The 11844-nt window shown below is 64.7% G+C and carries 6 protein-coding genes; 4 read left to right on the top strand and 2 right to left on the bottom strand.

The genetic code is table 11. From position 1 onward, the window contains the following. Nucleotides 1-79: 79 nt before the first annotated feature. Complete coding sequence (locus VI26_RS23410; RefSeq protein WP_053074538.1) at nt 80-940, bottom strand: hypothetical protein; 861 nt, start codon at nt 938-940, stop codon at nt 80-82. 26 nt (nt 941-966) lie between these two features. Then, entirely contained in the window at nt 967-1791 is an 825-nt protein-coding gene (locus tag VI26_RS19435; protein WP_048411418.1) for a hypothetical protein, read from the bottom strand. 387 nt (nt 1792-2178) lie between these two features. Between VI26_RS19435 and VI26_RS19430 the strand changes: the two genes are divergently transcribed. The 4 genes from VI26_RS19430 to VI26_RS25270 form a co-directional block, all read left to right on the top strand. Further along, nucleotides 2179-4326, top strand: coding sequence for a type I secretion system permease/ATPase (locus VI26_RS19430; RefSeq protein ID WP_048411417.1), 2148 nt, complete (start codon nt 2179-2181; stop codon nt 4324-4326). 9 nt (nt 4327-4335) lie between these two features. Then, entirely contained in the window at nt 4336-5757 is a 1422-nt protein-coding gene (locus VI26_RS19425; protein WP_048411416.1) for an HlyD family type I secretion periplasmic adaptor subunit, read from the top strand. 1 nt (nt 5758) lies between these two features. Beyond that, nucleotides 5759-6958, top strand: a complete 1200-nt coding sequence (locus tag VI26_RS19420) for a glycosyltransferase family 4 protein (RefSeq protein ID WP_048411415.1) — start codon at nt 5759-5761, stop codon at nt 6956-6958. Between the two features lie 92 nt (nt 6959-7050). Next, nucleotides 7051-11844, top strand: a 4794-nt coding sequence (locus VI26_RS25270; RefSeq protein ID WP_156183970.1) for a calcium-binding protein, incomplete at its 3' end; no start/stop codon positions are given.

Here is an 11844-nt window from a genome sequence, read left to right as displayed (position 1 = left end):
GAAAAAGCGGAATGTACTCGTGGTACATGAGCATTTTGAGCTTGTACTCACCGTGCAACACCTCACGATTGAACAGGTTCTAAGGCTCGAGATACTCTTCGCAGGCCGGAATCGGCTTGTCCGGCATATAGGCGCCGCTGTCCGGCTGCCGTGTCAGCAGGCGCTGGAAGGTGCAGGCCCGGTCCAGCACGGTGGCGATGTCTTTTTTCCTCAAGCGCTTGCCCAGCGAGTCGCGGCTGCGGGAGACCGGGCCGGGAAAACTGGTGGCGCGGGTGCGGTAGATCAAGCGCGGGAAGCCGGAGGTGACGCTTCTGTCCAGTTTGATGTTGGAAGAAAAACTGTATTCGTCATGACAGGCGCCGCGGCGGTCAGCGTAATCCCGCTCCGAAAAGCACGCGCGTATCATCAGGGAACTGGACAGCGGCAGTGCCAGCACCTCGCGCATCTCAAATCCGGAGCCCTTGGGGTAAATCTGTAGCAGGCGCAGCGTGCTGAAAGAACCGCCTCCGCCGGAATACATGGTGCTGACATCCTCGCGGATGCCCACCATCACGCCTTGATCGGTGGCGGCAAGCCGCAGCGCGTAAGGCCACAGCGACAAGCTGCGGCGATTGTCCCATAGCGCGTCGGTCTGTAAATCACGCAATTCCAGCTGTGCGCCAGCATCCTGACCAGCGGCGGGCCGGATCTTGAGAATGGGCGGAGCTTCCTTGGTTTGCGCCACCAGCTCAATACACAACTGGCGATCCGGGGTGCAGCCTTGTTCCGATTCCGCCGGCTCCGACGTCGGCTTCAGCGTCAAGGTCTTGATGCTGTTGCCGGCCAGGTCAATATCGGCTGGCCGAGCGGCGGCGGTAGGCTGGACCCAGACAAGCGTCGCGCAGGCGGCGGCGACCGCGCGCTTGAGTACATGGAAAACGTCATTGGGATTCTGCTTCATTGTCTGCTTTTCGGAGGAGAGCGGCGCTAGATCACCGCCCATAGTCCGCAGATCGCGAACAGGATCAGCACCCCGGTCAGGATCTGGGCGGTGGTGCGCTCTTTTTGCAGTGCCCGTTTCAGGCTGTCGTGCACGCTTTCCAGCTTTTCCAGCCGCTGCTCCAGCTCTGCGCGGGTTTCGTCCTGCCGTGCCAGCGATTGCAGCATCGCCTCGCCACCCACCTCGGTGATCAGCTCCTTATTCCACACTCCCAGCAGCTTGTTGACCTTGTCCTTGAAGTACAAGGCCGAGCGTTGGTTGGCGTCCTGCCATTCAAATTCAAAACCCTGGCTGGCGTAAAAGGCGTTGCGTTGCAGCCGCTCTTCTTCCGACGAGGTCTGGCTCATGCTGATCATGCCGGGGCTGATGGCGTGATCCGGACAAATGCCCTTGGCCCAAGAGATGACGCTGGCGAACAGAAAGGTGTCCAGTCCAGTGCCGACGAAGCCGGGGCTGGCCATCACGCCGCTTTTGGGTCCGAAGGTGACGGTGCGGCTGGGTCGGTCCACCCGTACCCAGGCGCAGTTGTGGGCGGCCTGAAAATGGCTGTCCTCGCCCTCGAACAACTGCCAGCGGTGCCCCTCGGCGCGAGCATAACCGCGAAATTGCAGCCGAAAGAAATCGGATTGTTCGGTCATCGCCCGGCTGCGTTGCAGGATGCCGTAAATGGGAATGCCATTGGCGGTCAGCGTCAGAATGGTTTCGCCCAGCGGAATGGCCAGAGTGGCCAGGGTGTTTTCGTTTTCCGGTGCGCGAAGCACCGCTTCCTCTGCTTTCGGCGCCGGGTTGGCTGCCTGGTTCTGACTGGTCATCTGCTGCCTATGCTGGGGGTGTTCTCACGGGGGCGGCTTCTGGGAGGACTCTGAGACCGCCGTCATGTTGCTGCTTATTGTACCAATCTAGACGGCTTGGGGAATCCTTGCTCGCATACGCTGCGACATTTGCACAAGTCGAGCGCTGCCTGATGGCTGCGTGGCGCTGGGGGAGGGCGATGTGATCGGGGGGACGATCTTCGTCCTGCGGGAGGAACGTCAATGCGTATTTTTACTTAGTAATATATTTGAATGAAGAAAGCTCGATTTCAAACAAGTACTTAATGATTTCGATCAATAATCACGCGCTAAAATCTCATCGTAATACTTGTAATGGGTATTAATAAGCAATATCGTGCGCCAATTCGATAAATAAAACATGCTTTTATGCTTGCTCAAACTGCCACGGCCGGCGCCGCCGCCACCGCAAACATCAGCGATTTGGGCTTGCTCGGCCTGGTGCTGCTGGCCCAATTCCACGGCGTCGCCGCCGACCCGGCGCAACTCACCCACCAATACGGCCGCCAGGCCGAACCCTTCAGCGAAACCGACCTGCTGCTGGCCGCCAAAGGCCTGGACCTTAAAGCCCGCATCATCAAGCAAAGCCCGGACCGCCTCGGTCTGACCGCCTTGCCGGCGCTGGCGCTGCGACCGGACGGCGAACACTTCATCATCGCCCGCTGCGACGGCGACAAAGTGCTGATCCACGACCTCAAGCACGGCCGGCCGCAAGTGCTGAGCCAGGCGGAGCTGACGGCGCGCTACGCCGGCCGATTGCTGCTGATGGCCTCACGCGCGTCGGCGGCGGGGGCCTTGGCCAAGTTCGACTTCACCTGGTTCGTGCCGGCCATCGTCAAATACCGCAAACTGCTGCTGGAAGTGCTGGCAGTATCGCTGGTGTTGCAGCTGTTCGCGCTGGTGACGCCGCTGTTCTTCCAGGTGGTGATGGACAAGGTGCTGGTCAACCGCGCCTTCAACACCCTGGACGTGATCGCCGTCGGGCTGTTGATCCTGTCGCTGTTCAATGTGGCGCTGTCGGCGCTGCGCAGCCACGTGTTCGCCCACACCACCAGCCGCATCGACGTGGAACTGGGCGCGCGGCTGTTCCGCCACCTGCTGGCGCTGCCGCTGGCCTACTACGAAGCGCGGCGGGTGGGGGACACCGTGGCGCGGGTGCGCGAGCTGGACAATATCCGCAACTTCCTCACCGGCCAGGCGCTGACCACGGTGCTGGACCTGCTGTTCTCCTTCGTGTTCCTGGCGGTGATGTGGTACTACAGCGGCTGGCTGACCCTGATCGTGCTGGTGTCGCTGCCATGCTACGCGCTGTGGTCGGCCGGGCTGACCCCGCTGCTGCGGCGGCGGCTGGACGAGAAATTCGCGCGCGGCGCCGACAACCAATCCTTCCTGGTGGAAGCGGTGGGCGGCATCGGCACCATCAAGGCGATGGCGGTGGAACCGCACATGACCCGGCGCTGGGACAACCAACTGGCCGCCTACGTCGCCGCCGGCTTCCGCGTCACCCGGCTGGCCAATATCGGTCAGAACGGCGTGCAACTGATCCAAAAACTGGTCACCGTCGCCACCCTGTGGCTGGGCGCGCGGCTGGTGATCGCCGGCGAGCTGTCGGTGGGTCAACTGATCGCCTTCAATATGCTGGCCGGCCAGGTGGCGGCGCCGGTGGTGCGGCTGGCGCAACTGTGGCAAGACTTCCAGCAGATCGGCATCTCGGTGGAACGGCTGGGCGACATCCTCAACACCCGCAGCGAACTGCCGGCCAGCCGCGCGGCGCTGCCGGCGATCCAGGGCCGCATCCAGTTCGACCAAGTGGTGTTCCGCTACCGCCCGGACGGCCCGGAAATCCTGCGCGGGCTGAGCCTGGAGATCCGGGCCGGTGAAGTCATCGGCATCGTCGGCCGCTCCGGCTCCGGCAAAAGCACGCTGACCAAGCTGGTGCAACGGCTGTACGTGCCCGAATCCGGCCGCGTGCTGGTGGACGGCAACGACCTGGCGCTGGCGGACCCGGCCTGGCTGCGGCGGCAGATCGGCGTGGTGCTGCAAGAAAACCTGCTGTTCAACCAAAGCATCCGCGACAACATCGCGCTGGCCGAACCCGGGCTGGCGCTGGACCACGTGATCCAGGCGGCCAAACTGGCCGGCGCCCACGACTTCATCATGGAACAGGCCGAAGGCTACGACACGCTGGTGGGCGAACACGGCGCCAGCCTGTCCGGCGGCCAGCGCCAGCGCATCGCCATCGCCCGCGCGCTGATCAGCAACCCGCGCATCCTGATCCTGGACGAAGCCACCAGCGCGCTGGACTACGAATCCGAACGCGCGATCATGCAAAACATGCGCGCCATCTGCCAGGGCCGCACCGTGCTCATCATCGCCCACCGCTTGAGCACCGTGCGCGGCGCCAGCCGCATCATCGCCATGGACCAAGGCCGCATCGTCGAAAGCGGCCGTCACGAAGACCTGCTTCGCCAGCCCAACGGCTACTACGCCCGCCTGCACAGCCTGCAACAAGGATAAACCCGCATCATGAAGCACCAACTGCACGCGCTGCGCGACTTCGCGCGGCGCTACCGGCAGGCCTTTGCCGCGCACTGGGCCATCCGCCACCAACTGGACCCGCAGCCGCGGCGCGAAGACGAACTGGCCTTCCTGCCCGCCCACCTGGAACTGACCGACAGCCCGCTGTCGCCGCTGCCGCTGTGGAGCCTGCGGCTGATCGCCGCGCTATTCATCATCGCGCTGCTATGGTCCGCGCTGGGCCAGCTCGACATCGTCGCCGTCGCCGGCGGCAAGACCGTCAGCGGCGGCCGCACCAAAATCCTGCAGCCGCTGGAACCCAGCGTGGTCAAAGCCATCCACGTGCGCGACGGCCAGCAAGTCCAGGCCGGGCAAGTGCTGATCGAACTGGATGCCACCGGCGCCAGCGCCGACAAGCAAAAAGCCGACGATGCCCACGCCGCCGCCGCGCTGGCCGCGGCGCGCTACCAAGCGCTGCTGGCCGCGCTGGACAGCGGCCGGCTGCCGCAACTGCCGGCCACCCCCGGCATCGCCGACAGCCAGCGGCTGGCCGAAGAAAGCCTGGCGCTGGGCCAATGGCGCGGCTACCAGGCCAAGCTCGAAGCGCTGAACGCCACCCTGCGCCAACGCCAGGCCGAACACGCCACCACCCGCCAGCAAGTGAGCAAGCTGCAAGCCACCGCCCGCATCGCCGAAGCGCGCGAACACGACTACCAAGACCTGCTGGCCAAGAACTTCATCTCCAAGCACGCCTACCTCGACAAACAACAAGCGCGCATCGAACAGACCGGCGACCTGGCCAGCCAGCAAAGCCGGCTGCAAGAACTCGACGCCGCCATCGCTGGGCAAGCACAAGAACGCCAAGCGCTGCAAGCCAACTTCCGCAGCGACGCCCTCGACAAACTGCGCGAAGCGCGCGAACAAATGCGCCAATACGGCGAAGACCAAAAAAAGACCGGCCAACGCCAGGCGCTGACCCGGCTCACCGCGCCGGTGGCCGGCAGCGTGCAGCAACTGGCCATCCACACCGTCGGCGGCGTGGTCACCGAAGCCCAGCCGCTGCTGGCGGTGGTGCCGCGGGACGAAACGCTGGAAATCGAAGCGCAGATCGAAAACAAAGACATCGGCTTCGTGCGGCCGGGACAGGCGGCCACGGTCAAAGTGGAAAGCTTCCCCTACACCCGCTACGGCTACCTGGACGGCGTGGTGGACAGCGTCAGCCACGACGCGATGCAAGACGAAAAGAAGGGCTTGGTGTTCCTGGCGCGGATCCGGCTGAAGCAAGACCACCTGAGCATAGATGGCGCGCGGGTGCGGCTCAGCGCCGGGATGACGGTGAGCGCGGAAATCAAGACCGGGCGGCGGCGGGTGATCGACTACTTCCTGAGCCCGCTGCAACAGCATGTTGGCGAAGGCCTGCGCGAGCGTTGAGATGAAACTGCTGCTGATCCACCAAAACTTCCCCGGCCAGCTGCGCCATATCGCCGAACACCTGAAAGGGCGACCGGACCTCGAGCTGTTGGCGGTGGGGCGCGACAGCGCGCCCGGCCTGGCCGGCGTCAAACTGCTGCGCTACCGGCCGCACCGCGGCCCGCACCGGCACACCCACCCCTATCTGCACAGCTACGAAGACGCGGTGCTGCACGGCCAGGCGGTGCTGCGCGCCTTGCAGCCGCTGCAACAGCGCGGCTACCGGCCGGACGTCATCCTGGCCCATCCCGGCTGGGGCGAAACCCTGTTCCTCAAAGACCTGTTCCCGGCGGCGCGGCTGATCCACTACAGCGAGTACTACTACCACGGCCAAGGGGCCGACGCCGACTTCGACCCCGAATTCCCGCTCAGCCTGGACGGCGCGGCGCGGCTGCGGGCGCGCAACGCGCTGCACCTGCTCAACCTGGAACACGCCGATCACAGCGTCACCCCCACCCACTGGCAACACAGCCTGCACCCGGCGGCCTACCGGCCGAGTGTGCAGATCCAGCACGAAGGCATCCGCTGTGGCCAACTGGGTCCGGACCCGACGGCAATGCTGACCCTGCCCAATGGCCGGACGCTGCGCGCCGGCCAGCCCATCGTCAGCTATGTGGCGCGCAATCTCGAACCCTATCGCGGCTTCCACAGCTTCATGCGCGCGCTGCCGGCGTTGCTGCGGCAGAGGCCGGACAGCCAGATCGTCATCGTCGGCGGGGACGGCGTCAGCTACGGCAGCGCGCCGCGCGACGCGGCCAGCTGGCGCGAAAAACTGCTGCGCGACAAGCCGGTGGACCCGGAGCGAGTGCACTTCCTGGGCAAAGTGCCGTACGAGGTTTACCGAAAGGTGCTGCAAGTGTCGGCGGTGCATGTGTATCTGACCTATCCCTTCGTGCTGTCGTGGAGCCTGCTGGAAGCGATGGCCAGCGGCTGCCGCATCGTGGCCTCGGACACCGCGCCGGTGCGGGAGGTGATCCGCGATGGCGAGAACGGTGAGCTGACCGACTTCTTCGACGCGGCGGCGTTGGCGCAGAAGGTGGGGGCGGCCTTGGAGACGGACGGCGGCGGGCTGCGGCGTGCGGCGCGGGAGACGGCGGCGCGTTACAGCGTGGAGGCGGGGCTGGCGGGCTATCGACGCTTGTTGGGTTTGCCGGCGGAGTGAAGGCGGCTTCGGTGGAGAGCCCGCATAAGCAGTACCAAGCAGTAAATCGTAGTGCGTGATGACACAAACAAATATTGATAAGGAAACAAGTTATGACGACAAGCGTAATGGGCAGCGACCTGGGCGGCGTGCTGGAAGGCGGCCCGCAGGACGATGTGCTCAAGGGCGGTGCCGGCAACGACACCTTGAACGGCTATGACGGCAATGATCTGCTGCAGGGCGGCGCCGGCGACGACGTGCTCAACGGCTATGCAGGCAACGACACGCTGGAAGGCGGCGCCGGTGACGATTTGCTCAATGCCGGCAGCGGCAACAATGTGTTGGCCGGCGGCGAGGGCAACGACACCCTGATCGGCGGCGCGGACAAGGACATCTATCTGTTCAATTTGGGCGACGGTTTCGACACCATCACCGACAACGCCCAAGACAAGCGCGACGCGGCGGACAGCGATCCGGCCTACCGCGACGAGCTGCGCTTCGGCCCGGGCATCCGCCCGGAAGACATCCAGCTGGAGCATGTGGGCGACGATTTGCTGCTGTCCCACCGTAACGGCGACGACGCGGTCACCATCAAGGGCTGGTTCGCCGACAAGAGTTTCTGGATCGAGCGCATCGTATTCGCCGATGGCGGCGAATGGGGCATTAACGATCTGGCGCAGCGCGTGATCGTGCAGACCGGCAGCGAGCGCAAGGAAATCCTTAACGGCTGGCTGGGCAAGGATCATCTGATCGGCCTGGGCGGCAATGACGTGCTGAACGGCCGCGGCGGCGATGATCTGCTGGACGGCGGCGCCGGCAACGACAAGCTGTTTGGCGAAGACGGCAACGACACCTTGCTGGGCGGCGACGGCGACGACACGCTGGACGGCGGCAGCGGCAACAATGTGCTGCACGGCGGCCGCGGCAACGATCTGTTGATCGGCGGCGCCGGCGCCGATGTCTACCAGTTCAATCTGGGCGACGGCGTGGACGTGATCCGCGACGCCGGTGGCGTGGACGTGTCGGTGCAAGACGAAATCCGTTTTGGCGCCGACATCCTGGTCAAGGACGTCAGCGTCAGCCGCCAGGGCGACAACCTGGTGCTGATCCACGTCAACGGCAGCGACCGCCTGGTGGTGGAAGGCTATTTCGCCAGCGCGTCCAGCCGGATCGAGCGCATCGTGTTCGCCGAGGGCGTGGTCTGGACCCAGGCCGACATCAAGCTGACCCAGCTGGGCGGCAGCGGCAACGATACCTTGATCGGCTGGGAAGGCAGCGATCTGCTGGATGGCGGCGCAGGCGATGATTCGCTGATCGGCGGCGGCGGCAATGATACCTTGATCGGCGGCCTGGGCAATGATGTGCTGGTCAGCGGCGGCGCGGGCGTCAGCGTGCTGATCGGCGGCGCGGGCAACGACACCTTGGTGGGCGGCGCCGGCGCGGAGATTTACCAGTTTGGCCTGGGCGACGGCGCGGACGTGATCGCCGCGCACGGCGTGGACGTCAGCGTGACCTTGCAGGACCGCATCGTGTTCGGCGTCGGCATCTTGGTGGACGACATCCGGGTGGAACGCCAGGGCGACGACATCGTGCTGATCCACGCCAACGGCAGCGACTCCATCACCATCCAGGCGGGCTTCAGCCTGGAGCATGGCTGGCATGGCCAGATCGTGTTCGCCGATGGCAGCGTCTGGCTGGGCGCGGAACTGGCGCAGAAACTGCTGGAAGTGCAGACCGGCGGCGATGACGACGATCTGCTGCTGGGCTCCGGCCAGTCCGATCTGTTGGACGGCGGCGCCGGCAACGATACTCTGATTGGCAACGGCGGCGAGGACACGCTGCTGGGCGGCGCCGGCGACGACCAGCTGCAAGGCGGCGTCAGCGGCCACACCACGATGGAAGGCGGCGCCGGCGACGATGTGCTGATCGGCAACAAGGGCCGCGAAACCTTCGTCTTCGGCGTGGGCGACGGCCGCGACCTGATCAATTACGGCTCCCAGGTCGGCAAGATCGCCGCCTTGAGCGCCAACGATGAAATCCGTTTCAAGGCCGGCATCAGCGCCAAGGACATCCGCGTGCTGCGCGCCGGCAATGATCTGCTGCTGCAGCACGTCAACGGCCAGGACAGCATCCGCGTCAAGAACGGCCTGGTCGACAAGACCGGCTGGGCCGGCGTGGTGCTGTTCGCCGACGGCTCAAAATGGAGCGCATCCGAACTCTTGACCATGGTGGTGGCCGCGGGCGGCACCAGCGGCAAGGACGTGCTGACCGGGGGCAAGGGCGGCGATCTGCTGGACGGCGGCGACGGCGACGATACGCTGATCGGTGGCGGCGGCAACGACACCCTGAAAGGCGGCGCCGGCAACGACGTGCTGATCAGCAGCGGCGGCGGCACGGCGATCCTGGAGGGCGGCAAGGGCAACGACACCCTGCAAGGCGGCAGCGAACACAATATCTATGTGTTCAATCTGGGCGATGGCAACGATGTGATCATCAACAACTCGCTGAACGTATCGGTGGGCGTGAGCAGCGAAATCCGCTTCGGCGCGGGCATCGCGGTGACCGACATCACCGTGGTGCGCATTGGCGACGACGTGCTGTTGCAGCATGTCAACGGCAGCGACTCGGTGCGCATCCAGGGTTGGTTCAGCAGCCAGAGCATGCAAGTGGGCAGCGTGGTGTTCGCCGACGGCGGCAGCTGGACCTCGGTACAGATCAATCAGTTCGTCAGCGGCATCTATGTGGGCGGCAGCGGCAACGACGCCTTCCACGGCGGCCGCGGCAGCGATCTGCTGGAAGGCGGCGACGGCGACGATACCCTGATCGGCGGCGGCGGCAACGACACCTTGCGCGGCGGCAACGGCAACGATGTGTTGATCGCCACCGGCAGCGGCACGGTGATCCTGGACGGCGGCAAGGGCAACGACACCCTGCGCGGCGGCGCGGACCGGAACATCTATGTGTTCAATCTCGGTGACGGCGGCGATCTCATCATCAACAACTCGCTGAACGTATCGGTGGGCATGAGCAGCGAAATCCGCTTCGGCGCGGGCATCGCGGTCACCGACATCACCGTGGTGCGCGTCGGCGACGACATCGTGTTGCAACACGTCAACGGCAGCGACTCGGTGCGCATCCAGGGCTGGTTCAGCAGCCAGCTGTCCCAGGTGGGCAGCGTGGTGTTCGCCGACGGCGGCAGCTGGACCGCTGTGCAGATCAATCAGTTCGCGGCGGGCATTTTCATCGGCACCAGCGGCAACGATGTCCTCAAGGGCGGCAAGGGCCATGACCTGCTGGACGGCGGCGACGGCGACGATGTGCTGATCGGCGGCGGCGGCAACGACACCTTGAAGGGTGGCGCCGGCAACGATGTGTTGATCAGCGCAGGCGGCGGCGTGTCCATCCTGGAAGGCGGCAAGGGCAATGACACCCTCAAGGGCGGCGGTAGCCAAGACATCTACGTCTTCAATCTGGGCGACGGCCGCGACGTAGTGATCAACAACTCGCTGAACGTCAGCGTTGGCCACCAGAGCGAAATCCGCTTTGGCGCCGGCATCTCGGTGACCGACATCACCGTGGTGCGCGTTGGCGACGACGTGTTACTGCAACACGTCAACGGTGTGGATTCGGTGTTGATCCAGGGCTGGTTCCTCAGCCAGAGCAACTGGGTGGGCGGCGTGGTGTTCGCCGACGGCAGCAGCTGGACCTCGGTGCAGATCAACCAGTGGGCCAGCGGCATCTACATCGGCACCGCCGGCAATGATGTGTTGATCGGTGGCGCGGGTGGCAGCCTGCTGGACGGCGGCGCCGGCAACGACACCCTGATTGGCCGTGGCGGCAACGACACCTTGAAGGGCGGCGCAGGCAACGACGTGCTGGAAGGCGGCGCCGGGCGCAATGTCTATATCTTCAATCTGGGCGACGGCCAGGACACCATTCGCTATGGCGAAAAGGGCGTCAACCTCGCTTGGAGCAGCTACGACGAGATCCGCTTCGGCGTGGGGATTTCGGTGACCGACATCACCGTGGTGCGCATTGGCGACGATGTGGTGCTGCGGCATAGCAACGGCGTGGACAGCATCACCATCCAGGCCGGCATGTCGGTGCAGAGCTCATGGTCCGGCAGCATCGTGTTCGCCAATGGCGGCAGCTGGAGCCTGCTCGAATTGATCAGCCTGGCGGCCGTTACCCTGAGCGGCACCGACGGCGCGGATACGCTGAAGGGCGCCAAGGGCAATGACGTGATCTTCGGCCTGGCCGGCGATGACCAGTTGTTCGGCAATGAAGGCAACGACAGCCTGTTCGGCGGCGCCGGCAACGACACTCTGTACGGAGGGGCCGGCAACGATCTACTGGAAGGCGGAACGGGTAACGATAGCCTGTATGGCGAAGACGGCAACGACACCTTGCGCGGCGGCGCTGGCAATGACCTGCTCAATGGCGGCAACGGCGCGGATCTGCTGGAAGGCGGTGATGGCGACGACGTGATCTACGGCGGTAGCGATGGCGGTAACTGGCGCGTTGAGGGTGATACCTTGCGTGGTGGCGCCGGCAACGACCAGCTGTTTGCCGGATGGAGAGGGTACGACAACGTGTTCGAAGGCGGCAGCGGCAACGACACGTTGACCGGCAGCTATGCGCGTGACACCTATCTGTTCAATCTGGGCGATGGTCAGGATGTCATCATCGACAAGGCGGATGCGGATATTGCGCGTGAGGAGTACCGCGATGAACTGCGCTTTGGCGCCGACATCAAGGAAAGCGATATCCAGGCGCTGCGCAGCGGCAACGACATGGTGTTCCGCCACGTCAATGGCCAGGACAGCGTGACGGTGAAGGATTGGTTCGCCGATCGAGTGTATTGGATCGAGCAGATCACCTTCGCCAGCGGCGTGAAGTGGACGGCG

The sequence above is a fragment of the Chromobacterium sp. LK1 genome, from assembly GCF_001043555.1.
Taxonomy (GTDB): domain Bacteria; phylum Pseudomonadota; class Gammaproteobacteria; order Burkholderiales; family Chromobacteriaceae; genus Chromobacterium; species Chromobacterium aquaticum.
Note: the sequence above shows the minus strand (reverse complement) of the source record. Positions and strands in the feature narration are given on the sequence as shown.

Coding starts and splice junctions, on each gene's coding strand:
- VI26_RS19425 (WP_048411416.1), top strand. CDS start 4,336: ATGAAGCACCAACTGCACGCGCTGCGCGACTTCGCGCGGCGCTACCGG.
- VI26_RS23410 (WP_053074538.1), bottom strand. CDS start 940: ATGAAGCAGAATCCCAATGACGTTTTCCATGTACTCAAGCGCGCGGTC.
- VI26_RS19435 (WP_048411418.1), bottom strand. CDS start 1,791: ATGACCAGTCAGAACCAGGCAGCCAACCCGGCGCCGAAAGCAGAGGAA.
- VI26_RS19420 (WP_048411415.1), top strand. CDS start 5,759: ATGAAACTGCTGCTGATCCACCAAAACTTCCCCGGCCAGCTGCGCCAT.
- VI26_RS19430 (WP_048411417.1), top strand. CDS start 2,179: ATGCTTGCTCAAACTGCCACGGCCGGCGCCGCCGCCACCGCAAACATC.